Genomic DNA, 25,766 nt, shown 5'->3' on the forward strand with positions numbered 1-25,766 from the left:
GTTATAGGGTCAAGCGAACAAGTGCATGTGGTGGATGCCTTGGCGATCACAGGCGATGAAGGACGCGGTAGCCTGCGAAAAGCTTCGGGGAGCTGGCAAACAAGCTTTGATCCGGAGATGTCCGAATGGGGAAACCCGACCCGAATGGGTCATCCCTTGCTGAATACATAGGCAAGGGAAGCGAACGCGGCGAACTGAAACATCTAAGTAGCTGCAGGAACAGAAATCAACCGAGATTCCCAGAGTAGTGGCGAACGAAATGGGAAGAGCCTTGCACTCTTTAGCAGAACTGTTAGCAAAACGGGATGGAAAGCCCGGCCATAGCAGGTGATAGCCCTGTATGCGAAAACAGATTTGTGGAACTAGGTGTGCGACAAGTAGGGCGGGACACGTGAAATCCTGTCTGAAGATGGGGGGACCATCCTCCAAGGCTAAATACTCGTGATCGACCGATAGTGAACCAGTACCGTGAGGGAAAGGCGAAAAGAACCCCGGGAGGGGAGTGAAATAGATCCTGAAACCGCATGCATACAAACAGTCGGAGCCTGGCAACGGGTGACGGCGTACCTTTTGTATAATGGGTCAGCGACTTACATTCAGTGGCAAGCTTAACCGATTAGGGAAGGCGTAGCGAAAGCGAGTCCGAACAGGGCGTTGAGTCGCTGGGTGTAGACCCGAAACCAGATGATCTATCCATGGCCAGGTTGAAGGTGCGGTAACACGTACTGGAGGACCGAACCCACTAACGTTGAAAAGTTAGGGGATGAGCTGTGGATAGGGGTGAAAGGCTAAACAAATCTGGAAATAGCTGGTTCTCTCCGAAAACTATTTAGGTAGTGCCTCGTGTCTCACCTTCGGGGGTAGAGCACTGTCATGGTTGGGGGGTCTATTGCTGATTACCCCGCCATAGCAAACTCCGAATACCGAAGAGTGCAATCACGGGAGACAGACATCGGGTGCTAACGTCCGGTGTCAAGAGGGAAACAACCCAGACCGCCAGCTAAGGTCCCCAAATATAGCTAAGTGGGAAACGAAGTGGGAAGGCTAAAACAGTCAGGAGGTTGGCTTAGAAGCAGCCACCCTTTAAAGAAAGCGTAATAGCTCACTGATCGAGTCGTCCTGCGCGGAAGATGTAACGGGGCTAAGCTATATACCGAAGCTGCGGACGCACAGCAATGTGCGTGGTAGGAGAGCGTTCTGTAAGCCTGTGAAGGTGTCTTGTAAAGGATGCTGGAGGTATCAGAAGTGCGAATGCTGACATGAGTAGCGATAAAGGGGGTGAAAGGCCCCCTCGCCGTAAGCCCAAGGTTTCCTACGCAACGTTCATCGGCGTAGGGTGAGTCGGCCCCTAAGGCGAGGCAGAGATGCGTAGCTGATGGGAAGCAGGTTAATATTCCTGCACCGTCGTATGATGCGATGGGGGGACGGATCGCGGAAGGTTGTCCGGGTGTTGGAAGTCCCGGTCCCTGCATTGGAGAAGGCGCTTAGGCAAATCCGGGCGCGGAATTCAAGGATGTGGGGCGAGCGGCCTAGTGCTGCGAAGCAATCGGAAGTGGTTCCAAGAAAAGCCTCTAAGCTTCAGTCATACGAGACCGTACCGCAAACCGACACAGGTGGGCGAGATGAGTATTCTAAGGCGCTTGAGAGAACTCGGGAGAAGGAACTCGGCAAATTGGTACCGTAACTTCGGGATAAGGTACGCCCTGGTAGCTTGACTGGCCTGCGCCAGAAGGGTGAAGGGGTTGCAATAAAATGGTGGCTGCGACTGTTTAATAAAAACACAGCACTCTGCAAACACGAAAGTGGACGTATAGGGTGTGACGCCTGCCCGGTGCCGGAAGATTAAATGATGGGGTGCAAGCTCTTGATTGAAGTCCCGGTAAACGGCGGCCGTAACTATAACGGTCCTAAGGTAGCGAAATTCCTTGTCGGGTAAGTTCCGACCTGCACGAATGGCGTAACGATGGCCACACTGTCTCCTCCCGAGACTCAGCGAAGTTGAAGTGTTTGTGATGATGCAATCTCCCCGCGGCTAGACGGAAAGACCCCATGAACCTTTACTGTAGCTTTGCATTGGACTTTGAGCCGATCTGTGTAGGATAGGTGGGAGGCTTTGAAGCGTGGACGCCAGTTCACGTGGAGCCGTCCTTGAAATACCACCCTGGTTTGTTTGAGGTTCTAACCTTGGCCCGTGAATCCGGGTCGGGGACAGTGCATGGTAGGCAGTTTGACTGGGGCGGTCTCCTCCCAAAGTGTAACGGAGGAGTTCGAAGGTACGCTTGGTACGGTCGGACATCGTACCTAAAGTGCAATGGCAAAAGCGTGCTTAACTGCGAGACCGACAAGTCGAGCAGGTGCGAAAGCAGGACATAGTGATCCGGTGGTTCTGAATGGAAGGGCCATCGCTCAACGGATAAAAGGTACTCTGGGGATAACAGGCTGATACCGCCCAAGAGTTCATATCGACGGCGGTGTTTGGCACCTCGATGTCGGCTCATCTCATCCTGGGGCTGTAGCCGGTCCCAAGGGTATGGCTGTTCGCCATTTAAAGAGGTACGTGAGCTGGGTTTAAAACGTCGTGAGACAGTTTGGTCCCTATCTGCCGTGGGCGTTGGAATCTTGACGGGGGCTGCTCCTAGTACGAGAGGACCGGAGTGGACGTACCGCTGGTGTACCTGTTGTCTCGCCAGAGGCATCGCAGGGTAGCTATGTACGGAAGAGATAACCGCTGAAAGCATCTAAGCGGGAAACTCGCCTGAAGATGAGGATTCCCTGGAGGCTTGACCTCCTTGAAGGGTCGTTCGAGACCAGGACGTTGATAGGCTGGGTGTGGAAGCGCAGTAATGCGTTAAGCTAACCAGTACTAATTGCCCGTAAGGCTTGATCCTATAACCAGTGTGTTTGACCTGGTTGGACCAGAGTCCGCGTGTGCCACAGGCATACAACACAACCCCCTTACTACACCCAGATTCGCTGCGCTGATGCATGTCAGCGCGGCAACCCCTCATGCCTGGTGACCATAGCGAGTTGGAACCACCCCTTCCCATCCCGAACAGGACCGTGAAACGACTTTGCGCCGATGATAGTGCGGACTACCCGTGTGAAAGTAGGTCATCGCCAGGCTCTTATACCCAGAACCCCCAAGCCCAAAAGCTTGGGGGTTTTGCTTTTACGCGGGCGAAACGCAAAAGCAGGCAAATCCCCCCGCAAGCATGCAAATCCCCCTTTGGCCCCCGGCGCACACGCCGTGGCTGCGCCCACTGTCCATAGAACAAATTCGAAAAGCACAGCCCGTCATGTTGGCTGTTGTATTCAGGGTACCCGAGCATTCCGGGTCAGCAAGGCATCTGATATCTTCTGCCTTCAAGTGCTGAAAAATTCAGCACGAAGCAGTCTGCAATACCAAGCCTCGGCGCCGAATAGCCAGGATGTTGGGATTTCGACGAACGGGTAAGTATCGGGTTATCAGGGTCCAGGGGGGTATCGTGGCCATGAAGTTTCGGCCAGCACTGGCTTGTGTGGTGAGCGCGCTCGCGCTCGCCGGTTGTGCATCATCGACGGTCGCACCGACCGATCCATCAAGGTTGGCCACCGTCTCGGACGGAAATTGCGCGACGTTCGCGGAAAAAGGCTTGTTGAACGCGGCCGTTCGAGGCCAGCCGGCCGACCTGCTGGAGCAGGCGAATCGGACGGCGAGCGGCGCAGCCGATTCGGACGCGGGCGGCGACAGCGAGGCCGAATCCGACGCCACGTCGTTGCCGTTGCTGGCAGAACCGCCGCTATTCTCGGCCTTCGCGACCCCTGCGGGTCCCACGGCCAGCCCGACCGGCTGGCAGCCCTGGAAGGTCAATCGCAACAAGACACCCACCCGTTATTCGCTGGCCGAAGTCGACCAGCGCACCGTACTGCATGCCGAGGCCGACGGGTCCGCGTCGGGCCTGTACGTCCCGCTGGAACAGCGCGATCCTGGCACGCTGCGCTGGATGTGGAAGACGCGGGATGTGATTCGTGTCGCGGATAACGCGGTCAGCCATCGCGAGGACGCCCCATTGCGAATTTTCGTCGCGTTCGATGGGGATCGCAGCACGTTGTCGCTGAAAGACCAGTTGATGTACGAAATGGCGCGCATCACCACGGGTCGGGAAATGCCTTATGCCACGTTGATGTACATCTGGGGCGGCAAGCGTCCGGTGGGCAGCGTCCTGAACAATCCCCACACGGACCGCGTCCGCATGATCATCGTGGATTCGGGCACGCGCCATACCAACGAATGGCGATGCCATGAACGCGATCTGCGTGCCGACTACCGCAAGGCGTTCGGCGCCGATCCCGGCAAGATCCTCGCGGTCGGCCTGATGACCGATACCGACAACACCAAGAGCCGCGCCGAAGCCTGGTACGGCGATATCGCGCTGGACTAACGCGAACCCAGCAGAACCCCGCCGAGCCCCCCTGGGCGGCCGCTACCCGACGCTCAGGTCTTCCAGCGCCAGCAGCGCGAACGAGGCAAGCCAGTGCGTCGCCACGTAGTGGCCATCCACGGCCTGCGGCAGGGACACTTCCAGATGATCGGACCAGGCCCGCACGGCCAGCGGCTGCAGGGGCGATGGCAAGGCCGGACCCAGCAGCCGCCAGCACCAGGCGCGCGACAGATTCAGACCGTCCAGATGAGACATCTTCGGATCGGTCCGATCCGCGACCGCCACAGGGGTCAGCCAGGTCCCGAGTTCGGCCTGTCCCGGCGAAAACAGGTCCCACCATTCCGCAAAGCCGCAGTCATCCATGACCTGCCGCATCAGCACGGCCTCCGTCAGGCCGCCCGACAGGAATTCGTCGCCGCCCGGCTCGTAGCGGGCCGGATAGCGCAGGTCATGCGCGAACCAGCGATGCGCCCGACGCACGATCGATTTGCGCAGGGCCGGATGCTGGTCCTGCCGCGCATAGAACAGCGCCATCACCAGCGCAAACGCACTATTGAAATGGGTGCCGGTGCGAACCGGGAAATCGGCTACGTCGATGTAGTCCATCAGACGTTGGGCCAGATGGTTGGCCAGCGGCGCGCAAGCGGCAGCCCACCTGGCCGCCTGCGGGTCTTTGAGACCCAGCGCGCCCAGCTCGGCCTGCAGCCGCAGCACCCATGCCCAGCCGTAAGGCCGTTCGAAGGTCCGGGAGGCGGGCCGTTCGAAATAGGCCAGCTCCGTGGCGAAGGCCTCCGGGCGGAACTGGGTATCGAGTGTTTCGCGGATGCGGCCGGCATCGGGCAGGTTCGGACGCAAGACCAGCAGCCGCACCAGCAGCCAGTGCATGTGCACCGACGAATGCCAGTCGTAGCTGCCGTAGAAGACCGGGTGACTGACCGCCGGCGCGGCCAGGTCGCCCGCATCCACCATCAGGTGGTCCAGCTTGTGCGGATACGGACGCACGATGTTGTCGAGCGCCACCCGGGCAAATCGCGACGCCACGGCGTCGTCCAGCAGCGTATGGGGCATCGTGCGTCGCCTGAAACGTCGATCAGTGCCGGATCAGGCCGGCGCGAGCCATTTCTCCACCAGCTTGACGAAGAACGTGGAGCCCACCGGCAGCAGTTCGTCGTTGAAGTCGTAGCTGGGGTTGTGCAGCATGCACGGGCCCATGCCGTGGCCAGCCTCGCGGTGCGAGCCCTCGCCGTTGCCGATGAACAGGTAGCAGCCCGGCTTTTCCTGCAGCATGAACGAGAAGTCCTCGGCGCCCATGGTCGGTTCCACGTTGCCGTCGACGTTGTCGGCGCCCACCAGTTCGCTGGCGATGCCCACCGCGAACTCGGCTTCGGCCGCGCTGTTGATGGTGGGCGGATAGTTGCGGCGGAATTCGAAATCGATCGTGCAATCGAACGCCTGCGCCACCGCGCGCGACACTTCTTCCATGCGCCGTTCGATCAGATCGAGCACTTCCACGGTGAAGGTGCGCACCGTGCCGCCCAGCCAGACTTCATTGGGCACGATGTTGGTGGCGTCGCCGCCGTGGAACTGCGTCACCGAGATCACGGCGGTGTCGATCGGCCGCTTGTTGCGCGTGATGATGCCCTGCAGCGCCGATACGATCTGGGCCCCCGTGAACACCGGGTCGGCGCCATTGTGCGGCATGGCTGCATGCGCGCCCTTGCCTCGCACGGTGATCTTGAATTCGTTGCTCGATGCCATCAGCGGGCCGGCCGTGGTGCCGAACGAGCCGACCGGCATGCCCGGCCAGTTGTGCATGCCGAACACGGCATCGCACGGAAAACGCTCGAACAGGCCGTCCTTGATCATCTCGCGCGCGCCGCCGCCGCCTTCTTCGGCCGGCTGGAAGATCAGGTGCACGGTGCCGTCGAAATTGCGATGCTCGGCCAGATAGCGCGCGGCGCCCAGCAGCATCGCCGTATGGCCATCATGGCCGCACGCGTGCATCTTGCCTGCGTGCTGCGAGCGATGGCCGAAGGTGTTGGCTTCCTGCAGCGGCAGCGCATCCATGTCGGCACGCAGGCCGATGGTTCTGGCGCTATTGCCATGGCGGATGACGCCGACCAGGCCGGTGGTGCCCAGGCCGCGGTGGACCTCGATGCCCCAGGATTCCAGGTTCTTGGCCACCACGTCGGCGGTGCGCTGTTCCTCGAAACACAGTTCGGGATGCGCGTGGATGTCACGTCGAATGGTGCGGATTTCGGCTTGCGCCTGCAGGATTTCGGGGATGAGCTTCATGATGCCGGTCCGGGCAAATGGGGCAATTGGATATCCCAGATCATACGACGCCTATCGTAGAAGCGCCAAAACAAGGCGTTCCCGGCACCTGCCGCCGGCCCCGGTCACGTATCGGTGCGGGGCCGGCCGCGGCGGGCATACATTGGCTCCGGCAGCGGTACCGGCCCGGCGCCGCCCGCCTCCCTGCTGGCGCGGCGCAGCATCGGGCGATGCTGCAGGGCGGGTGGGTTTCCCCGCATGGCGGACGCCGTGCACTGCTGGAACAGTTCATGCTTGAACTGCCCGGCCGGTTGCGCGCCACGTTGCCCAGCGGAATGCCGCACCAAAATGCGGCGCTCCTGCATGAGACATTCGGGACGCGCGCGACCGATCCTTATCGTCATTTCAAGACTTCCCACTGGGAGAATCGTGCGATGTTCCTTCGTCACGTCAAGAAGGCTGTCGGCAAGGCGGTCGGTACTGTCCTGCTGACCGGTGCGCTCGGCCTGGCCACTCCGGCCCAGGCGGTCGATCTCAAGATCGCCATGAGCTCGCCGCCGACCTCAATGGATCCGCATTTCTACAACCTGTTCTCGAACATCAATGTGTCCGAGCACGTGTTCGAGACGCTGATCAAGCTCGACCCCGACAGCAAGGTGGTGCCGGGCCTGGCCGAATCGTGGAAGCTGGTCAACAACCTCACGTGGGAATTCAAGATCCGCAAGGGCGTGAAGTGGCATGACGGGACGGAACTGACCACCGAAGACATCGCGTGGTCGCTGGACCGCCCGGCTACCATCGTCAACAGCCCGGGCAAGTTCGATGTGTACACCAAGGCGATCATCAACAAGAAGATCATCGACAAGTACACGATCCAGGTGACCACCAACCAGCCGTACCCGCTGATGCTCAACGACCTGACATCGGTGTTCATGGTCCAGAAGAAGGCCACCCAGGGCCTGTCTTCCGACGACTTTGCACAGGGCAAGGGCATGGTCGGCACCGGGCCGTTCAAGTTCGTCAGCTATGCGCGCGACGACCGGGTGGAACTGGTCAAGAACCCCGACTACTGGGGAGCCAAACCGGCCTGGGACAAGGTGACGCTGCGCTTCATCCCCAACCCGGCCACGCGCCTGGCCGCGCTGCTGTCGGGCGACGTGCAGGCCATCGAGAACGTGCCCACGCCCGACCTGCCGAAGGTGCGAAGCGATCCCAAGCTGTCGTTCTTCTCGAAGATCTCGCACCGCGTGATCTACCTGTACTTCGACGTCAAGCGCGACAAGTCGCCGTTCGTGACGACCAAGGACGGCCAGCCGATGGACAAGAACCCGCTGAAGGACGCGCGCGTGCGCATCGCCATCAGCACGGCCATCAACCGCCAGGGCATCAAGGACCGCCTGATGGAAGGCCTGTCCGAGCCGACCAACAACCTGGTGCCGCCCACGCTGTTCGGCCATAACCCGGCGCTGAAGACGCTGAAATACGATCCGGAAGCGGCAAAGAAGATGCTGGCCGACGCCGGTTATCCGAACGGCTTCGGGCTGACGCTGCATACGCCGAACAACCGATACGTCAACGACGAGAAGATTGCGCAGACCATCGCGCAGAACCTGACCCGCATCGGCATCAATACCAAGGTGGAAGGCATGCCGATGGCCACGTATTCGTCGAAGGCGATCAAGCGCGAATGGTCGTTCGGCCTGGTGGGCTGGGGCGCCCAGACCGGCGAGGTCAGCTCGCCGCTGCGCGCGCTGGTGGCGTGCGAAGACTCGAAGAAGGGCTTCGGCACGACCAACTGGGGCGAGTACTGCAATCCGAAGATGGACGCGGTGCTGGAAAAGGCGCTGGCCACCGTGGATGACAACGAGCGGTCCAAGCTGCTGCAGGAAGCCACGGCCATCGTGGTGCTGGACGGCGGCATCATCCCGATCCACCATCAGGTGACCACGTGGGCCACGCAGAAGGGCATCACCTATGTGCCGCGTACCGACGAACGCACCTACGCGCACCTGTTCAAGCCTGCCCAGTAAGCCAGCAGGGCAGGACGGCGCCGCCAGCGGCTGGCGGCTCCGGTATGATCGCGGCCCCGGTCTTCCACGAGAAGCCGGGGCGATGTTCCCACGATCTTCCCCGTGGGCCGCGAACCCGCCGGCAGTGCGCCACCGCGCGCCGGCGAAAGGATAGGCGTCTGGAAAATGCTGGTCTTCATCATCCGGCGACTGATGCAGAGCGTGGTTGTGCTGCTGGTCATGTCGTTGCTCGTGTTTCTTGGCGTTTTTGCGATCGGCAACCCGATCGACATCCTGATCAGCCCGCAGGCCGACCAGGAAGACATCAAACGCACCATCGCCGCGCTTGGCCTCGACAAGCCACTCTGGGAGCAATACTGGATCTTCCTGCAGAACGCGCTGCACGGAAATCTGGGCACGTCGTTCGCGCATGGCACCCCGGCGCTGAAACTGATCTTCGAACGCATGCCGGCCACGATGGAGCTGGCGGTGTGCGCCATCCTGCTGGCCATCGTGCTGGGCATCCCGCTGGGCCTGTGGGCGGGGCTGCGGCCGAACGGCGTGGCCGGCAAGACCATCATGACGGTGTCGATCCTGGGCTTCTCGCTGCCCACGTTCTGGGTCGGGCTGATGCTGATCATGGTGTTCGCCGTGCAGCTGGGCTGGCTGCCGTCGAACGGGCGGGGTGAGACCGTCAGCGTGCTGGGCGTGCCGCTGAGCTTCCTGACCGGGGACGGCATCCGGCACCTGATCCTGCCCGCCGTGACGTTGTCGCTGCTGAATATCGCCATGGTGATCCGGCTCACGCGCGCCGGCACGCAGGAGGCGATGCTGCAGGACTACGTGAAGTTCGCCCGTGCCAAGGGGTTGTCGAACACGCGCATCGTCGGTGTCCACGTTCTTAAGAATATTCTGATCCCGATCGTCACCGTGATCGCGCTGCAGTTCGGCTCGATCATCGCGTTCGCGATCGTGACCGAGTCGATCTTCGCGTGGCCCGGCATGGGCAAGCTGATCATCGATTCGATCCAGTTGCTGGACCGCCCGGTGATCGTCGCCTACCTGATGGTGATCGTGACGCTGTTCATCCTGATCAACCTGGTGGTGGATATCGTCTACAGCATGCTCGATCCGCGCGTGCGCATTGCCGACAACAAGGGCTGAGCCATGAGCACATCGACCGTCCCCCAGCAAGCCCCGGCCCAGCCGACGCCGGCGGCCAGGGAACAGACCCCCTGGCGCCGCTTCGCGCGGCAGTTCTTCGAAAGCAAGCTGGCGGTGCTGGGCCTGGTGACGCTGCTGCTGATCATTCTGATCGCGATTTTCGCGCCGCTGCTGGCACCGCAGAATCCTTATGACCTGGCCACCCTGGACGTGCTCGACGCGCGCCTGGCGCCAGGCGAGCAGGCCGGCAGCGGCATGACGTTCATCATGGGCTCCGACGAGCAGGGCCGCGACATGCTGTCGGCCGTGATGTACGGCCTGCGCATCAGCGTGGGCGTGGGCGTGGTCAGCACGGTGATTGCCCTGCTGCTGGGCGCCACGCTGGGGCTGCTGGCCGGCTTTCTCGGCGGGCGCACCGAGGCGTTCATCATGCGCGTGGCCGATCTGCAGCTGTCGTTCCCGCCGATCCTGCTCGCGCTGATCCTTCTGGCGTTTCTACGACCCGGCATCGGCAATATCGTGATCGCGCTGGTGGCGGTGCAGTGGGCCTACTACGCCCGCACCACGCGCAGCGCGGCGCTGGTGGAGCGCCGCAAGGAATACATCGAGGCCGCCACCTGCCTGGGGCTGCCGCCGCAGCGCATCATGTTCCGGCACCTGCTGCCGAACTGCCTGCCGCCGCTGATCGTGATCGCCGCGCTGCAGGTGGCATCGGCCATCACGCTCGAAGCCACGCTGTCGTTCCTGGGGCTGGGCGTGCCGGTCACCGAGCCGTCGCTGGGCATGCTGATTGCCAACGGACAGCAATACATGCTGTCCGGCAAGTACTGGATCAGCTTCTTCCCGGGCATCGCGCTGGTCGTCACCATCGTGTCGATGAATCTGGTGGCCGACCAGTTGCGCGACGTGCTGAACCCCCGCCTGCAGACGCAGTAACACACCAGGAGCGCCGATATGACCCAGCCAACCCTGGTCGTAGAAAATCTAAAAACACAGTTCTTCACCCGCGCTGGCGTGGCCCGGGCCGTGGACGATGTGTCGTTCTCGGTGGGCCGTGGCGAAATCATGGGCCTGGTCGGTGAATCGGGCTCCGGCAAGTCGATGACCGGCTATTCGATCATGGGCTTGATCGATCCGCCGGGCCGGGTCGTGGACGGCCGCATCGCCCTGACCAGCCGCGACGGCGTGACGCGAGACCTCCGCGCCCTGACCCCGGCCCAGCAGCGCGACGTGCGCGGCAACCGCATCGCCATGATTTTCCAGGACCCGATGATGACGCTGAACCCGGTCCTGCGCATCGACACGCAGATGATCGAGGCCGTGCGCGCGCACGACGACGTCAGCAAGGCCGCCGCCCGCGAGCGCGCCCGCAATGCACTGGCGCGCGTGGGCATCCCGTCGCCGGACGAGCGCCTGCACGCCTACCCGCACCAGTTCTCGGGCGGCATGCGCCAGCGCGTGGCCATTGCCATCGCGCTGCTGAACAAGCCCGACCTGATCATCGCCGACGAGCCGACCACGGCGCTGGACGTGACCATCCAGGGCCAGATCCTCTATGAAATGCAGACGCTGTGCCGGGAATCGGGCACGGCGCTGATCTGGATTACCCATGACCTGTCGGTGGTGGCCGGCCTGGCCGACAAGGTCTGCGTGATGTACGCGGGCAAGATCGTCGAATCGGGCGATGTGCGCCAGGTGCTGGAGCAGCCCCATCATCCCTATACGCACGGACTGATCGGCTCGGCGCCGTCGCGCAATCCGCGCGGTGCGCCGCTGCGGCAGATCCCTGGCATGACGCCGTCGCTGCTGAACCTGCCCGGCGGCTGCTCGTTCCGCAACCGCTGCCCGTACGCCACCGACGTGTGCAAGAACGATCCGCCGCTGGCCGTTTCGCCAGATGGCCGGCAGTTGCGCTGCTTCCACCCGGTGCACGCCCAGCAGGAGGCCGCATGAGTACGCCCGTGATCGAAACGCCGAAGGCCGCCGCCGTGGACGCGTCGCCCGACGCCGCCACGCCGCCGGCGCCGCTGCTGGAACTGCGCGGGGTGTCCAAGCGATTCGTCAAGTCGCTGGACGTGGCCGCCCGGGTGGCCAATGTGTTTGGCGCAAAGCAGAAGATGGAAGTGGTGCATGCCGTTGACAGGGTGGACCTGGCCATCCGCACCGGCGAGGTCGTGGGGCTGGTCGGCGAGTCGGGCTGTGGCAAGTCCACGCTGGGCCGCATGGCCGTGGGCCTGCATTCGCTGACCGAAGGCGAGCGGCTCTGGCGTGGCACCGACCTGGACCGCCTGCCGCCCGACAAGCGGCGCGAGAAACAGCTGGCGATCCAGATGATCTTCCAGGACCCGTACGCGTCGCTGAACCCGCGCCTGCGCGTGCTCGACATCGTCGGCGAGGCGCCGGTCGTGCATGGCATGGTCGAAAAGGGCGCGCAGAAGGCTTATGTGGAAGACATGCTCGTGCGCGTGGGCATGGACCCCACGGTGCTGCGCCGTTTTCCGCACCAGTTCTCGGGTGGCCAGCGGGCGCGCATCGGCATTGCCCGGGCCCTGGCCGTGAAGCCGGAATTCCTGGTCTGCGATGAGTCGGTGGCGGCGCTGGACGTGTCGATCCAGGCCCAGGTGCTGAACCTGTTCATCCGCCTGCGCGAAGAACTGAACCTGACCTACCTGTTCATCAGCCACGACCTGGGAGTGGTCAAACACATCAGCGACCGCGTGGTGATCATGTACCTGGGGCGTGTGGTGGAATCGGCGCCGACCGAGGAAGTGTTCGCGTCGCCGAACCATCCGTACACCCAGGCGCTGCTGGCCGAGGCGCCGAAGCTGGAGGTGGGCAAGAAGACGTATGTGGCGATCCGGGGCGAAATCCCGTCGCCGCTCAATCCGCCGATGGGCTGTCACTTCCACCCGCGCTGCCCGCACGCGATGCCGCGCTGCAAGGCGGAACAGCCGGCGCTCAAGGAGATCGCGCCGCTACGGTGGTCGGCATGTCACCTGAATGACATGGGGTGAGCGGAGGGGGTGGGTGGTTTTCTCCCCTCTCCCGCGTGCGGGAGAGGGGCGGGGGAGAGGGCAAGGCGGTTCCATTCACGACAAGCCGCAACTTGAACCTCGACACCCTCTCCCCCAACCCCTCTCCCACAAGCGGGAGAGGGGAGAAAACCGTGGCACCACAACCCTCACCGAATCACCACACCCCGCGAGTTGATGATCGTCATTTCGACGAATTTCGAGCCCACGTGGTTGTCCGGGCCGAACTGGACGATGAATCCGCCCAGGTCCACGTTGCGCATGCTCTCCAGCGCCATCACGAAGCGTTCGCGCGTCAGGTCCTTGCCGGCGCGGCGCAGGCCTTCCACGAATGCCTTGGCGGCGATGAAGCCTTCGATACTGGCGTAGTCGAAGTCGTTCTGCTTGCCGGCCGCCTGCAGCAGGCGCAGGTATTCGCGCACCACCGGCAGCGTGGCATTGCCCGGATGCGGCATCACCTGCGAGATGATCACGCCGCTGCCCTGGGGGCCGACTTCCCTGGCCAGCGCCTGGGTGCCCACGAACGACACGTTATAGAACTGTCCGCTGTAGCTGCGGCGCAGGGCCTCCTTCACGAAGGCGCCGGCCGTGCGATAGGCGCTGATCAGCACCACGGCATCGGGCTTGGCCTTCATGGCCTCCTGCATCGCGTCGCCGATTTCCACCGTATTGCGCACCACGCTCGATTGCGCCACCAGCTTCACGCCGCTGTCGCCCGGCAGCGCCTTGATGGCGTGCTCGATGCCCGCCAGGCCGGCCTTGCCGTAGCCGTCGTCGTTGTAGACCACGGCAATGCGCTTCAGGCCGGTGGTGCGGATCTGGCGCACGATGGCGGCGGTTTCTTCCTCGTAGCCCGCGCGCACGTGGAAGACGTAGCGGTTGGACCCGTCGCGCAGCGTCTGCGCGCCGCTGAACGGGGCGAAGAACGGAATGCGGGCCTGGCTGACCAGCGGCAGCGCGGCCTGGCTGGTGGGCGTGCCCACATAGCCGAACAGCGCAAAGACGCGGTCTTCCTCGATCAGCTTCTTCGTGTTCTTGACGGCCTCGTCGGGCTCGTAGGCATCGTCCAGCGCCTTGAGTTCGATCTTGCGGCCGAACACGCCGCCATGGCTGTTGATGTAGTCGAAGTAAAGGCGCGCGCCGGCGTTCATCTGCTTGCCCAGCACGGCCGTGGGGCCGGTCAGCGCGGCCGATTGTCCCAGCAGGATCGTATCGGCGGACACGCCAGCCTCGGCGGGCGCGGTGTTGGCGCCAGACGCGGCGCCTGGTATGCCGCTGGCCGCGAGCGCGGCCGCCATCATCAGGCCGACCAGCTGCCGGCGCTTGACCCCAGAAGTGAAACCCATGTGAATCCCCGTCAAAAATCCGTAAAACGTTCTTCGTTGCGTCTTGGCTGCTTTCGGACCCCGCGGATGCCGTCCGGATCTTGTGCCGGTACGGCTCCCGGCCCTGCGGGGCCGGACAGTTGCCGGCCTTGGCCGGACTGCGCCGGCACATCATAATCGAATACAATCGGAGCCAAACAATTTCTCCCGGTCAGCAATGTTTGGCCGACGCCACTGCGCCACAGTCACGCCGTTGACAAACGCCACGCCGTCGGCCCGCCGAATGCCTGGACCGGGCGCCCCCACCGCCGTATCTGCCTGCCCGAGCCCACCATGGCCACCCGCATCGTCCGCGCCGCCTGCCCCCATGATTGTCCCGACACCTGTGCGTTGCTCGTCACCGTCGAGGACGGCCGCGCCACCAAGGTGGCCGGCGATCCCGACCATCCCACCACGGGCGGCGTGCTCTGCACCAAGGTGTCGCGCTACACCGAACGCACGTACCACGCCGACCGCCTGCTGACGCCGCTGCGTCGCGTAGGCAGGAAGGGCGAGGGCAAGTTCGAGCCGATCTCCTGGGAAGCCGCGCTCGACGAGATCGCCACGCGGCTGGGCGCCATCGCCGCACGCAACCCCGAGGCCATCGTCCCGTACAGCTACGCGGGCACGATGGGCCTGGTGCAGGGCGAAAGCATGGCCGCGCGGTTCTTTCACAAGCTCGGGGCGTCGCTGCTGGATCGCACGATCTGTGCCAGTGCCGGCGCCACGGCGCTGCGCTACACCTATGGCGCCAGCGTCGGCATGGACATCGAGCACGTGGTCGATGCGAAGCTGGTGATCATCTGGGGCGGCAACCCGATTGCGTCGAACCTGCATTTCTGGACCCGCGCGCAGGAAGCCAAGCGCCGCGGCGCCACGCTGGTGGCGATCGATCCGTACCGCTCGCTGACGGCGGAGAAGTGCCATCGCCATATCGCACCGATGCCGGGCACCGACGGCGCGCTGGCGCTGGCGATGATCCATATCCTGATCCGGGACGGCCTGCTGGACCACGACTACATCGCGCAGCACACGGTCGGTTTCGACGCGCTGCGCGAGCGGGCCATGGACTATCCGCCGGCCCGGGCAGCCGACATCTGCGGCGTGCCCGTGGAAGACATCGAATGGCTGGCCGGCCTGTACGGCCAGCTGGCGGTCACGGAACGCCAGCCCGTGGCCATCCGCCTGAACTACGGCATGCAGCGCGTGCGCGGCGGCGGCCAGGCGGTACGCGCCGTGGCCTGCCTGCCGTCGCTGGTGGGCGCCTGGCGCCAGCCGGCGGGCGGCCTGCAGCTGTCCACGTCGGGGTTCTTCCCGGTCGATACGGCGTCGCTGCAGCGCCCGGACCTGCTGCCGACGTGGCCCGCACTGCCGCGCACCGTGAACATGAGCACGATCGGCGATGCGCTGCTGGACGACGGCACGCGCGGCAACGGCCCGAAGATCGAAGCCGTGGTCGTCTACAACAGCAATCCCGTGGCGGTGGCGCCCGAGTCGGCCAAGGTGGCGCAGGGGTTTGCGCGCGAGGACCTGTTCACGGTGGTGCTGGAACACTTCCGCACCGATACGGCCGACTATGCCGATATCGTGCTGCCGGCCACCACGCAGCTGGAACACGTGGACGTCCACAAGACCTACGGCCACGTCTACTTCATGGCCAACAACCAGGCCGTGGCCCCGCTGGGCCAGGCGCTGCCGAACACCGAGATCTTCCGCCGGCTGGCCGCGCGCATGGGGTTTGCCGAGCCGTGCTTTGCCGATACCGACGAGGAAATCGCCAGCCAGGCCATCCTGCGCGACGACAAGCGCGCCGAGGGCATCAGCTGGGACACGCTGAAGGCGCGCGGCTGGCAACGGCTCAATATCGATGCGGCGCCGTTCGCCAACGGCGGCTTCCCGACGGCTTCGGGAAAGTGCGAGTTCTATTCGGCAGCCATGGCGCGCGACGGGCTCGACCCGCTGCCGGCCCATGTGGCGCCGTACGAGACGGCGTCGTCGGCGCCGGAACTGGCGGCACGGTATCCGCTGTCGATGATCTCGCCGCCGGCGCGCAATTTCCTGAACAGCACGTTCGTCAATGTGGACAGCCTGCGCAGCACCGAAGGCGAGCCCCATCTGGACATCCATCCGGTGGACGCCGCCGCGCGCAACATCGCCCACGGCGACATGGTCCGGGTCTACAACGACCGCGGCAGCATGCAGGCGCGTGCCCGCGTGACCGATCGCGCCAGGCAGGGGCTGGTGGTGGGCCTGTCGATCTGGTGGAAGAAGCTGGCCCCGGATGGCAAGAACGCCAACGAACTGACCAGCCAGCAGCTGACCGACCTGGGCCGCGCGCCGGTGTTCTATGACTGCCTCGTGGAAGTGGAGGCGGTGCGGACCGAGGCCCTGGCATCATGAAACGGTGGCCGGCCCGCCGGCGCCTGGCGGGTATCCTCGCGATACTCGCTGGTGCGACGCTGGCGGCCGGCTGCGATACGGTCGGCTATTACTATCAGTCGATCGGCGGACATCTGGGCGTGATGGCTTCGGCGCAGTCGCTGGACGACGCCATCGCCACGGCCAACGGCGCCAACGACCGGAAGCTGGCGCAGCGGCTGGAACTGGCGCGCCGCATCCGCGACTACGCATCGCGCGAACTGAAACTTCCCGACAACGGCAGTTATCGCCGTTACGCCAATTTGCACCGGCCCTATGTGGTGTGGAGCGTGTTCGCCACGCCCGAACTGTCGCTCGACCTGCGCAAGTGGTGCTTCCCGATCGTCGGCTGCATTACCTATCGCGGCTACTACAGCCAGGACGATGCCGATCACTATGCCAAGGGGCTGCGCCGCGACGGCTTCGAGACCTACGTGGCGGGCATCCCGGCCTATTCCACGCTCGGTTATTTCGACGATCCGCTACTCAATACCTTCGTCTACCAGCCCGAGGGCGAACTGGCCCGGCTGATCTTCCACGAACTGGCGCACCAGGTGGTGTACGTGCGCAACGACACCGCGTTCAACGAGTCGTTTGCCACCGCCGTGGAAGTGGCCGGCGTGGAGCACTGGCTGGCGCAGGAGGGTTCGGCCGACGCGCGCGCCAGCTACAAGATCTATGACGGCCGGCGCCGCCAGTTCCGCGCGATGCTGCTCGGCACGCGCGACAAGCTGGTGGCGCTGTACAAGTCACCGCTGACCGACGAAGCCAAGCGCCAGGGCAAGGCCCGCATCTTCGACGAACTGCGACAGGAGTACGCCGCGCTGAAGGTCGAATGGGCCGGCTATACCGGCTACGACCGCTGGTTCGACCAGCCGCTGACCAACGCCCACCTGGCCGCCGTGGCCACGTACCAGCAATGGGTGCCGGCCTTCACGGCGCTGCTGGCGCAGTGCGGCGGCGACTGGGAACGCTTCTATGCCGCCGCGCGCAAGATCGGCGATCTGCCGCCGGCCGAACGCGACGCGGCGTTGCGCAAGCTGGCGCCGCCGGCCACCGAAGTCACGCCGCTGACCGCCCGTGGCACCACGGGGGCCGTGGCCGATACGCCAAAACCCTGACGCGGGAGTTTCCCGATGGTGACGCACGCCCCGCATGCGAAAATGGCGGCCATGTCTCATGCCCCCAAGAAATCCGGCAATCTGCCGCGCGCCACCGCCGCCGCCACGCTGAGCGACGACGGCCCCGCCCGCTCGCACGTGGCCGAGCGCCAGGAAATGCGCCGCCGCCAGATCCTGGATACGGCCGCGCAGCTTTTCTACACGAAAGGCTATCCGGGCATGACGATGAACGACCTGTGCCGGGCCCTGGGCGTGACCAAGCCGGCGGTCTACTACTATTTCGCGGACAAGTACGAGATCTTCGACATCCTGTGCCGCGAATCGGCGCAGACCTGCCTCCCGGTGATTCGGGAAACGGCCAACCCGGCGCTGCCGGTGCGCGAGCGCCTGCATGCCTGCCTGCTGGAAATGGCGCGCCGCTGCGTCCGGTGCCATGTGGCGGCGGCGCTGAGCTTCCGTGACAACCAGTATCTGAAGAGCGATACGGTCGCGTGGCTCAACAGCATGGCGCGCGAGTTCTACCGCGACCTGTACGTGCTGCTGGAGGAAGGGCGCGCCGCAGGCGTGTTCGCATTCGGCGATGCGCGGGTGACGGCCCATTCCATGGGGGGCGTGATCGGCTTCATGTACACCTGGCATGAACCGGGACGCATGGACCCCGAGGCGCTGGCGCATGAGCTGGCGCAAAACATGATGAAGCTGGTGCTGCCGCCGGCTTGATCGGCGGCAGGGATCGCGGCTTTCTCCGCCGTTTTCGTCAGGGTATTCCCTCGATCCCGCCGATGGGTGGCGGATAATTCACCATTTCGACGGTCCAATTCGTGGAGGACTTCGTCTAACGGGTTGTCTTCACATGGGGCACGCGTTTAGCATTCCCCAAAAATCGAACGACCATTCAGAAATTCAGGAGACGGTATGGAAAAGCTGTGGCTGAAACACTATCCGGCAGGCGTACCGGCAGAGATCGACGCCAGCCAGTTCCGTTCGCTGGCCCAGTTGCTCGAGCATTCGTTCCGTACCTACGCCGACCGCCGCGCGTTCATCTGCATGGACCGCGCCATGACCTATGGCGAACTGGACCAGCTGTCGCGCCAGTTCGCGGCCTGGCTGCAGTCGCGCGGCCTGCGCCCGGGCGCCCGCGTGGCCATCATGATGCCGAACGTGCTGCAGTATCCGGTGGTGCTGGCCGCGGTGCTGCGTGCCGGCTACGTGGTGGTCAACGTGAATCCGCTGTACACGCCGCGCGAACTGGAGCACCAGCTCAAGGACAGCGGCGCCGAAGCGATCGTCATCCTTGAGAATTTCGCCGCCACGCTGCAGGCCGTGCTGCCGGCCACGCCGGTCAAGCACGTGGTGGTGGCCAGCATGGGCGACATGCTCGGCGGCCTGAAGGGCGCCATCGTCAATTTCGTGGTGCGCAACGTCAAGAAGATGGTGCCGGCCTGGGAACTGCCCAACTGCGTGCGCTTCAACGACGTGCTGGCCGAAGGGCGCAAGATGGAACTGAAGCCCGTCAGCACGGGCCCGGACGACATCGCGTTCCTGCAGTACACGGGCGGCACCACGGGGGTGTCGAAGGGCGCCACGCTGCTGCACCGGAATATCGTGGCCAACGTGCTGCAGTCCGAGGCCTGGATGCAGCCGGCGCTGGCCAAGGGCGCCCATATCGACCAGGTGGTGACGATCACCGCGCTGCCGCTGTACCACATCTTCGCGCTGACGGTCTGCTGCCTGCTGGGCATGCGCAGCGGCGGGCTGAGCATCCTGATTCCGAATCCGCGCGACATCCCGGGCTTCATCAAGGAACTGCAGAAGTACAAGTTCCATATGTTCCCGGCCGTGAACACGCTGTACAACGCGCTGCTGAACCATCCCGACTTCGCCAAGGTGGACTGCTCAGGCCTGCGCGTGGCCAACGGCGGCGGCATGGCCGTGCAGGAAGCGGTGGCCAAGAACTGGCTGGCCAAGACGGGCTGCCCGATCATCGAGGGCTACGGCCTGTCGGAAACCTCGCCGTCAGCCACCTGCAATCCGACAGATTCCGACGCGTTCTCGGGCACCATCGGCCTGCCGCTGCCTTCCACGGAAGTGTCGATCCGCGACGACGACGGCAACGAACTGCCGCTGGGCCAGCCGGGCGAAATCTGCCTGCGCGGCCCGCAGGTGATGGCCGGCTACTGGAACCGCCCCGACGAGACCGCCAAGGTCATGACCCCGGATGGCTTCTTCAAGACCGGCGACATCGGCGTGATGGACGAGCGCGGCTACACGAAGATCGTCGATCGCAAGAAGGACATGATCCTGGTGTCGGGCTTCAACGTGTATCCGAACGAGGTGGAAGGCGTGGTTGCCGAATGCCCGGGCGTGCTTGAAGTGGCGGCGGTTGGCGTGCCCGACCAGCACTCGGGCGAGGTGGTGAAGCTGTTCGTGGTCAAGAAGGACCCGGCGTTGTCGGAAGCCGACGTGATCGCGTTCTGCAAGGAGCGCCTGACCGGCTACAAGCGGCCGAAGTACGTCGAATTCCGCACCGAGCTGCCGAAGACCAATGTCGGCAAGATCCTGCGGCGCGAACTGCGCGACAGCCGCAAGGCCGCCTGAACGGGCAGGGCGTGCGTCGTCAGCATTCGTTCGACGGCGCCATCTGGGGCTGGGTCGATCCATCGGGATAGATCAGCCGCACGCACGTGCCGGGCTCCAGCCCCGGCGCGGCCGGCCCGTTCACCTGGGCCACCATGCCATCGGTGGTCCGCACCTTGTACTGGTACAGGTCCATCTGCATGGGCGGCGGCGGCGGATTCAGCAGCCGCGTCAGGTCGACCGAGAAACCCACCCCCACACCACCGCCTCCGCCTCCGCCGCCGGCGGCCACACCGCCAACCCCCATCCCGTAGCCGCCGTAGCTGCTGCCTTGCGGCACCTCCACGCGCGACAGGAAGGTCTTTTCGGTCACACGGCCGAGCTTGATCGTGGCATTGACCGGCGTGACCTGCGGGCCGGCCGGTGCGCTGCTGCAACCCGCGGCCAGCGCGGCTAGCGCGGCCGCGCACAGCGTGGGCATCCATCGAAATACGGAAATGGCGATTCGGGTCATGGCGTGCTCGTCAGGCTGGACTTGAGGCGGCCCAGCAGTCGGAAGAGGGCGCGCCGATCGGTTTCGGCAAGGCCCGAGAACAATTGTTCCACCCAGGTCTCGTGGGCGCGTGCCATGCGCGAGAACGCCTCGCGCCCGGCCGGCGTCAGGCGGATCAGATAGGCCCGGCGGTCCGTGGGCAGCGCCTCGCGCGTGACCAGGCCTTCCTGCTGAAGCTGGTCGGTGATACCCGTGACATTGCCGCCGGTCACCATCATGCGGCGCGATAGCTCGCCCATCTTGAGCCCTTCGGGATGACGGTCCAGTTGCGACATCAGGTCGAAGCGCGGCAGCGTGACCGCAAAGTCCTGGCGCAGCCGCGAGCGGATGTCGCCCTCGATCAGCGTGGTGCAGGTCAGCAGGCGCAGCCAGAGCCGCAGCGCCTCGTGGTCCGATTCGCCGGCGCTGGTTTCCAGATCGACTGGGGTGTCATCGGCGGCGCTGCTGGCGACGGAACGATTTGGCATCGGGATTCGGGCAGCATGAACATTTGATGCCTCAAGTATATGCGCTGCCCGGCGTTCCCCGTATCGCCGCCATTCCGGTGGTGGGAGACGGTCAATCCACCTTGGCGCCCGAATCCTTGACGACCTTGGCCCACTTGGTGGTCTCGGAGCGGATCAGCGCGGCGAACTGCTCGGGCGTGTTGCCCACCGGATCGGCGCCCTGCGCCATCAGCCGCTCGCGCACGGCCGGCGTGTTCAGACTCCTGGCCACTTCCTGCTGGATGCGATGGATGATCTCCGGCGGCGTCCCGGCCGGCGCCAGCAGGCCAAACCACGAGCTGGCCTCGAAGCCCGGCAGGTTGGCCGCCTGCGCCACGGTGGGCACGCCGGGCAGGGCCGGCGACGGCTTGGCGCTGGTCACGGCCAGCGCCTTGAGCTTGCCCGACTTGATCAGCTGCATCGACGACGGCAGGTTGTCGAACATCACCTGCATGGTGCCGCCGGACAGGTCGGTCAGGGCCGGGCCGCTGCCGCGGTACGGAAAATGGACCATGAAGGTCTTGGTCTGCGTCTTGAACAGCTCGCCGGCCAGGTGGATCGACGTGCCATTGCCGCTCGACGCCATGTTGAGCTTGCCCGGATTGGCGCGCGCGTAGGCGATCAGGTCGTTGACGCTTTGGATCTTGTTCTGCTGGGCGAAGGCGGGATTGACCACCAGCACGTTGGGCACCGCGGCCACCAGCGTGATCGGCGCGAAGTCCTTGATCGGGTCGAACGGCAGCTTGCCGTAGAGCGACTGGTTGATGCCGTGCGTGCCGACCGTACCCATCAGCAGTGTGTAGCCGTCCGGGGCCGACTTGGCCACGATGTCCGAGCCGATGTTGCCGCCCGCGCCGGGTTTGTTGTCGACCACCACGTTCCAGCCGGGCAGCTTCGACAGCTCTGCCGACACCGCGCGCGCCATGATGTCCGTGGTGCCGCCGGCCGGGAAGGGCACGACCAGCCGGATCGGCCGGGTCGGGTAGGCGTCGTTGGCGAGCGCAGGGGCCGCGGCCAGCGGGCCCAGGGCAACCGACAGGAGCAGGGCGAGGGTGCGCCGGCGAGGTGGATGCATGGCAATGTCTCCAGGTAAGGCGGCCGGGTGTTCCGGTCTGCAGGCCATTCTAGTCGGGTCCGCGCCACTTCGCGGATGAGGTGAAACCCGTTGAGACATTTGTGCCTGGCCGACGCAAAAAAGGCGCCCGGAGGCGCCTTGAAGAAAGGAACAATGTCGAACGCGTGAAGCGGATCAGAACTTGTGGCGGACACCCACGGCCACGCCAACCTGGCTGGTCTTGCCCTGCTGCAGCGGGTAGCCGTTGGCAAAGCTGACTGCCGAGGTGTCGAAGTTCAGGCCCGAGTTCTTCACGTAGCCGGCCGTCAGGTAGACGTCGGTGCGCTTCGAGAAGTTGTAGTCGGCCACGAAGCTGATCTGCCACGGGTTCTTCGGGTTGTCCGCCACGAACGCCGACGATGCGCGCATCGTCTTCACGTCGTCGTAGAAGTACGCCAGGGTCAGGCCCAGCGGCGCCGATACCTGGTAGTTCACACCGAACCAGTAGTAGTTGTCGCGCAGCAGTTCGGCGCCCGTGTTGTCGGTCGTGCGGCCGTAGCGGTAGCCCGCCATCAGCTTGGCCGGTCCGACCGTGTAGCTGCCGGCGGCACCCACCTTGCGCGAACGGCCAGGCTGGCCGATCGTGATCGCCGGACGCCATTCGTCGTACGCCAGCGTCAGGCCCAGCGGGCCGCTCATGTACAGCACGCCGGCACCGCCGCCCGCGTTGTTGTTGAAGTTGCCCGGGGTTTCGCCCGCGCCCGCGGCGGCCAGCGGTACCGGACCGATCGCGGCCACGCCCGTGCCAAAGCTCCAGTGCGCCTCGGCGGTGACCGGGCCGAACACGGCCGTGTACTTGACGGTGTTGTCCGAGCGGAAGTTGGTGCCCAGCTGGGCCACCACCGGTTCGTAGAGCGTCGCGTAGCCGGTCGGCGAGAAGTTCGCGAACATGTCGAACATGGTCGTGTACTGACGACCCATGGTCAGACGGCCGTAGCTGTCGCTCTGCAGACCCAGGAATGCCTGACGACCGAACAGGCGGCCGCCTTGCTGCGACCTGCCGTCGTCGAGGCCGAAGCCGCTTTCCAGCACGAACAGTGCCTTCAGGCCGCCGCCCAGGTCTTCCGTGCCACGCAGACCCCAGCGCGAGCCGGACAGGCCGCCGCCGGTCTGCAGGCCCACACGGCTGCCGCCACCGGGCAGCGAAGGCGGACGGCCATTCGGGCCCCACGTTGCGGGATTGGTGTTGAAGCCGGGTGCCAGGTTGTTGTTGTATTCGATAGGCAGGTCGACAACGCCGTACAGGGTCACGCTGGTTTGCGCATTTGCAGCCGTGGCAAAAGCGCTCATCGCGGCAAGCGCGAGTAGCGATTTTTTCATGCTGGGTGATCTCCACTTAAGAATTATTAGTTGAAGCTATGCGGAAGGACCTCCTGTCAGCCCTCTTCATCCTTCCGTGCTTGACTTCCATGGAAGCTGCCGATCACTCTAGCAAAATCACTATTTTTTTGACCCTGTGGTAAACGTCTTGTCTGGTTTTCACAACTCAGGGTTATCCGGGACCCAGGCTTAGCGAAACCGCGCGGGGGCATGTCGATGCGCAAACCTGCACAAAATCCCGCGGGTACAATGCGGGAAATCCCGGTGCGCCATCGAGGAAAAGCTCTACCCATCAGTGGGGCACGCGCGTATGGCGGCCGCAGACCTTCCATTGACACCCATGGACACGTTGATCCACGAATTCGATGTCGCGCTGCGCGCGATTGCCGGTGCGACACGCGCGGGCCGCGACAATCCCGCAGACCGCCTGACGCCCGATACGGAACAGATGAGTGCAGAGGAGCGCCGCCACGTGGCCGGACTCATGCGCATCAACCATGTGGGCGAAGTGTGTGCGCAGGCCCTGTACCAGGCGCAGAAGCTCACGGCCCGCAGCGCGCCGGTGCGCGCGCAGATGGATGCCGCGGCGCGCGAGGAGGAAGATCACCTGGCATGGTGCGCCGAGCGCCTGCGCGAACTCGGTTCGCGGCCGAGCCTGCTCAATCCGCTCTGGTATGCCGGCGCCTTTGCCATCGGCGTCGTGGCGGGCCGCGCGGGCGACCGCGTCAGCCTGGGCTTCGTGGCCGAGACCGAACGCCAGGTCGAGCATCACCTGACCGGGCATCTGGACCGCCTGCCGCCGGCTGACGGCCGCTCGCGCGCCATCCTGGAACAGATGCGCGACGACGAGATCCGCCATGGCGATGCCGCCCGCGATGCCGGCGGCGTGCCGCTGCCCGGCCCGGTGCGTGCCCTGATGCGCGCCGCCTCGAAGATCATGACCACCACGGCCTATCGCATCTAGCCGCGACAACCGGGGCGCATGACAAATGGCGACGGGCGTGTACGCATCGTTGCCATTTTCATTTTCGGCGGACATCTGAACGCTGCCTCGCACAGCTGTGGAAAACTGCCGTGAGCCCTTGGTCGGGCGGGGCTGGCGGCAAAACGTTGTATCCTTCCCGACGGCGCGGAACTGGATGCGATTCCCGTCGTCGGCAGTCCTCCCTCAGATAGTTCTCAGGTGGTTTCTCTGCTTTCTTCCCCAAGTGCTTCATTTCATTAAGGATTCACTGTTGCGGTGCGTGAAGTTGGCGCGCTAAGTCTTTGTTCTGATTAAAAAAACCCTGTTTTTTGCCCCATAGCGAGCCTTGACCGGCCAAAACGCTTCCTCTAAAGTGGGAAATAGTGTGAGGAAGTGTATTTTTGTGTGAAATACCGCCTTGTCTCTGCGATGATTCGCATCGGACCGGGCGGTTGCGGACAAGGACGAATCGACCTGCCAAAGGCTGAAATAGCCGGCGGTTACCGGGGGAAAGAGCTTGTTTCAGGGAGCATCGGCGCTGTCGCTCGATGCCAAGGGCCGGATGTCCATTCCGGCCAGGCACCGCGAGGCGCTGCAAACGCAGGCCGAGGGCCGGGTAACGCTGACCAAGCACCCGGATGGCTGCCTGCTGCTCTTTCCCAGGCCCGAGTGGGAGGTTTTCCGCGGCCGCATCGCGGCGCTGCCCATGGATGCCCACTGGTGGAAGCGGATCTTCCTTGGTAACGCCGCCGACGTGGAAATGGACGGCGCGGGCCGCGTGCTCATTGCACCGGAACTGCGCACGGCCGCCCTGCTCGACAAGGAAGTGATGCTGCTCGGCATGGGCAGCCATTTCGAAGTCTGGGATGCCGCCACCTACGCCGCCAAGGAACAGGCGGCGATGGCGCAAGGCATGCCGGACGCATTGAAGAATTTCTCTTTCTGAAGAG

General features: G+C 64.3%; 19 protein-coding genes and 2 rRNA genes. 14 read left to right on the forward strand and 7 right to left on the reverse strand.

The features are described 5' to 3' along the window. Window positions 1–7 precede the first annotated feature (7 nt). The 3 genes from AC24R4_RS18890 to AC24R4_RS18900 all read left to right on the forward strand — a co-directional run bounded on the left by AC24R4_RS18890 (window position 8) and on the right by AC24R4_RS18900 (window position 4,421). Window positions 8–2,888 (forward strand): 23S ribosomal RNA (locus tag AC24R4_RS18890). Between the two features lie 121 nt (window positions 2,889–3,009). Continuing rightward, window positions 3,010–3,123 (forward strand): 5S ribosomal RNA (rrf, locus tag AC24R4_RS18895). A gap of 359 nt (window positions 3,124–3,482) precedes the next feature. Further along, window positions 3,483–4,421: a DUF3047 domain-containing protein gene (locus AC24R4_RS18900; RefSeq protein WP_487523968.1), complete on the forward strand. Its 939-nt coding sequence runs from the start codon at window positions 3,483–3,485 to the stop codon at window positions 4,419–4,421. 42 nt (window positions 4,422–4,463) lie between these two features. Here the strand turns inward: AC24R4_RS18900 and AC24R4_RS18905 are convergent, their stop codons facing one another. Continuing rightward, entirely contained in the window at window positions 4,464–5,489 is a 1,026-nt protein-coding gene (locus AC24R4_RS18905; protein ID WP_487523485.1) for a DUF2891 domain-containing protein, read from the reverse strand. Window positions 5,490–5,522: 33 nt separating this feature from the next. Next, complete coding sequence (locus AC24R4_RS18910) at window positions 5,523–6,716, reverse strand: M20 aminoacylase family protein (protein WP_400394244.1); 1,194 nt, start codon at window positions 6,714–6,716, stop codon at window positions 5,523–5,525. A gap of 413 nt (window positions 6,717–7,129) precedes the next feature. Between AC24R4_RS18910 and AC24R4_RS18915 the strand changes: the two genes are divergently transcribed. The 5 genes from AC24R4_RS18915 (at window position 7,130) to AC24R4_RS18935 (ending at window position 12,882) form a co-directional block, all read left to right on the forward strand. Next, complete coding sequence (locus tag AC24R4_RS18915; protein ID WP_400394242.1) at window positions 7,130–8,725, forward strand: ABC transporter substrate-binding protein; 1,596 nt, start codon at window positions 7,130–7,132, stop codon at window positions 8,723–8,725. A 165-nt stretch (window positions 8,726–8,890) separates the two neighbouring features. After that, the gene (locus AC24R4_RS18920) at window positions 8,891–9,868 is read left to right on the forward strand and encodes an ABC transporter permease (protein WP_153947169.1); all 978 of its coding nucleotides are present in this window, start codon (window positions 8,891–8,893) and stop codon (window positions 9,866–9,868) included. 3 nt (window positions 9,869–9,871) lie between these two features. Continuing rightward, window positions 9,872–10,804 (forward strand): ABC transporter permease, encoded by a 933-nt coding sequence (locus AC24R4_RS18925; RefSeq protein ID WP_400394240.1) that lies wholly within the window; start codon window positions 9,872–9,874, stop codon window positions 10,802–10,804. An 18-nt stretch (window positions 10,805–10,822) separates the two neighbouring features. Continuing rightward, window positions 10,823–11,821, forward strand: coding sequence for an ABC transporter ATP-binding protein (locus tag AC24R4_RS18930; RefSeq protein ID WP_400394239.1), 999 nt, complete (start codon window positions 10,823–10,825; stop codon window positions 11,819–11,821). Continuing rightward, a complete protein-coding gene (locus tag AC24R4_RS18935) occupies window positions 11,818–12,882 on the forward strand; it encodes an ABC transporter ATP-binding protein (RefSeq protein WP_400394237.1) in 1,065 nt (354 codons plus the stop codon). The genes AC24R4_RS18930 and AC24R4_RS18935 overlap by 4 nt, the downstream gene beginning before the upstream one ends. Before the next feature lie 167 nt (window positions 12,883–13,049). Here the strand turns inward: AC24R4_RS18935 and AC24R4_RS18940 are convergent, their stop codons facing one another. Continuing rightward, window positions 13,050–14,246 (reverse strand): ABC transporter substrate-binding protein, encoded by a 1,197-nt coding sequence (locus AC24R4_RS18940; RefSeq protein ID WP_400391198.1) that lies wholly within the window; start codon window positions 14,244–14,246, stop codon window positions 13,050–13,052. Between the two features lie 312 nt (window positions 14,247–14,558). Between AC24R4_RS18940 and AC24R4_RS18945 the strand changes: the two genes are divergently transcribed. From AC24R4_RS18945 to AC24R4_RS18960, 4 genes are all read left to right on the forward strand, one after another. Continuing rightward, a complete protein-coding gene (locus AC24R4_RS18945; protein ID WP_400391201.1) occupies window positions 14,559–16,664 on the forward strand; it encodes a molybdopterin-containing oxidoreductase family protein in 2,106 nt (701 codons plus the stop codon). After that, window positions 16,661–17,803, forward strand: a complete 1,143-nt coding sequence (locus tag AC24R4_RS18950; protein ID WP_400391204.1) for an aminopeptidase — start codon at window positions 16,661–16,663, stop codon at window positions 17,801–17,803. Before AC24R4_RS18945 ends, AC24R4_RS18950 begins: the two co-directional genes overlap by 4 nt. Before the next feature lie 51 nt (window positions 17,804–17,854). Continuing rightward, a complete protein-coding gene (locus AC24R4_RS18955; protein WP_400391207.1) occupies window positions 17,855–18,523 on the forward strand; it encodes a TetR/AcrR family transcriptional regulator in 669 nt (222 codons plus the stop codon). A gap of 195 nt (window positions 18,524–18,718) precedes the next feature. Next, window positions 18,719–20,401, forward strand: coding sequence for a long-chain fatty acid--CoA ligase (locus tag AC24R4_RS18960; protein WP_400391210.1), 1,683 nt, complete (start codon window positions 18,719–18,721; stop codon window positions 20,399–20,401). A gap of 19 nt (window positions 20,402–20,420) precedes the next feature. Here AC24R4_RS18960 and AC24R4_RS18965 read toward each other — a convergent pair whose 3' ends face one another. From AC24R4_RS18965 to AC24R4_RS18980, 4 genes are all read right to left on the reverse strand, one after another. Further along, complete coding sequence (locus tag AC24R4_RS18965; RefSeq protein ID WP_400391212.1) at window positions 20,421–20,894, reverse strand: hypothetical protein; 474 nt, start codon at window positions 20,892–20,894, stop codon at window positions 20,421–20,423. Beyond that, on the reverse strand, window positions 20,891–21,400 hold the full coding sequence (locus AC24R4_RS18970) for a MarR family winged helix-turn-helix transcriptional regulator (RefSeq protein ID WP_400391214.1): 510 nt from the start codon (window positions 21,398–21,400) through the stop codon (window positions 20,891–20,893). The genes AC24R4_RS18965 and AC24R4_RS18970 overlap by 4 nt, the downstream gene beginning before the upstream one ends. Before the next feature lie 91 nt (window positions 21,401–21,491). Next, window positions 21,492–22,493 (reverse strand): Bug family tripartite tricarboxylate transporter substrate binding protein, encoded by a 1,002-nt coding sequence (locus AC24R4_RS18975; protein WP_400391216.1) that lies wholly within the window; start codon window positions 22,491–22,493, stop codon window positions 21,492–21,494. Between the two features lie 174 nt (window positions 22,494–22,667). Further along, entirely contained in the window at window positions 22,668–23,852 is a 1,185-nt protein-coding gene (locus AC24R4_RS18980; protein ID WP_400391218.1) for a porin, read from the reverse strand. Between the two features lie 340 nt (window positions 23,853–24,192). Between AC24R4_RS18980 and coq7 the strand changes: the two genes are divergently transcribed. Further along, window positions 24,193–24,816, forward strand: a complete 624-nt coding sequence (gene coq7 / locus AC24R4_RS18985; protein WP_400391221.1) for a 2-polyprenyl-3-methyl-6-methoxy-1,4-benzoquinone monooxygenase — start codon at window positions 24,193–24,195, stop codon at window positions 24,814–24,816. A gap of 517 nt (window positions 24,817–25,333) precedes the next feature. Continuing rightward, a complete protein-coding gene (gene mraZ / locus AC24R4_RS18990; RefSeq protein WP_400391224.1) occupies window positions 25,334–25,762 on the forward strand; it encodes a division/cell wall cluster transcriptional repressor MraZ in 429 nt (142 codons plus the stop codon). Window positions 25,763–25,766 lie beyond the last annotated feature (4 nt).

The organism is Cupriavidus sp. CER-90 (assembly GCF_057652055.1).

Bases quoted from the DNA above. Each gene is read 5' to 3' on its own strand.
- AC24R4_RS18980 (WP_400391218.1), bottom strand. From the start codon at position 23,852: ATGAAAAAATCGCTACTCGCGCTTGCCGCGATGAGCGCTTTTGCCACG.
- AC24R4_RS18970 (WP_400391214.1), bottom strand. From the start codon at position 21,400: ATGCCAAATCGTTCCGTCGCCAGCAGCGCCGCCGATGACACCCCAGTC.
- AC24R4_RS18925 (WP_400394240.1), top strand. From the start codon at position 9,872: ATGAGCACATCGACCGTCCCCCAGCAAGCCCCGGCCCAGCCGACGCCG.
- coq7 (WP_400391221.1), top strand. From the start codon at position 24,193: ATGGACACGTTGATCCACGAATTCGATGTCGCGCTGCGCGCGATTGCC.
- AC24R4_RS18940 (WP_400391198.1), bottom strand. From the start codon at position 14,246: ATGGGTTTCACTTCTGGGGTCAAGCGCCGGCAGCTGGTCGGCCTGATG.
- AC24R4_RS18955 (WP_400391207.1), top strand. From the start codon at position 17,855: ATGTCTCATGCCCCCAAGAAATCCGGCAATCTGCCGCGCGCCACCGCC.
- AC24R4_RS18905 (WP_487523485.1), bottom strand. From the start codon at position 5,489: ATGCCCCATACGCTGCTGGACGACGCCGTGGCGTCGCGATTTGCCCGG.
- AC24R4_RS18930 (WP_400394239.1), top strand. From the start codon at position 10,823: ATGACCCAGCCAACCCTGGTCGTAGAAAATCTAAAAACACAGTTCTTC.
- AC24R4_RS18960 (WP_400391210.1), top strand. From the start codon at position 18,719: ATGGAAAAGCTGTGGCTGAAACACTATCCGGCAGGCGTACCGGCAGAG.
- AC24R4_RS18910 (WP_400394244.1), bottom strand. From the start codon at position 6,716: ATGAAGCTCATCCCCGAAATCCTGCAGGCGCAAGCCGAAATCCGCACC.
- AC24R4_RS18920 (WP_153947169.1), top strand. From the start codon at position 8,891: ATGCTGGTCTTCATCATCCGGCGACTGATGCAGAGCGTGGTTGTGCTG.
- AC24R4_RS18935 (WP_400394237.1), top strand. From the start codon at position 11,818: ATGAGTACGCCCGTGATCGAAACGCCGAAGGCCGCCGCCGTGGACGCG.
- AC24R4_RS18965 (WP_400391212.1), bottom strand. From the start codon at position 20,894: ATGACCCGAATCGCCATTTCCGTATTTCGATGGATGCCCACGCTGTGC.
- AC24R4_RS18975 (WP_400391216.1), bottom strand. From the start codon at position 22,493: ATGCATCCACCTCGCCGGCGCACCCTCGCCCTGCTCCTGTCGGTTGCC.
- AC24R4_RS18945 (WP_400391201.1), top strand. From the start codon at position 14,559: ATGGCCACCCGCATCGTCCGCGCCGCCTGCCCCCATGATTGTCCCGAC.
- AC24R4_RS18950 (WP_400391204.1), top strand. From the start codon at position 16,661: ATGAAACGGTGGCCGGCCCGCCGGCGCCTGGCGGGTATCCTCGCGATA.
- AC24R4_RS18915 (WP_400394242.1), top strand. From the start codon at position 7,130: ATGTTCCTTCGTCACGTCAAGAAGGCTGTCGGCAAGGCGGTCGGTACT.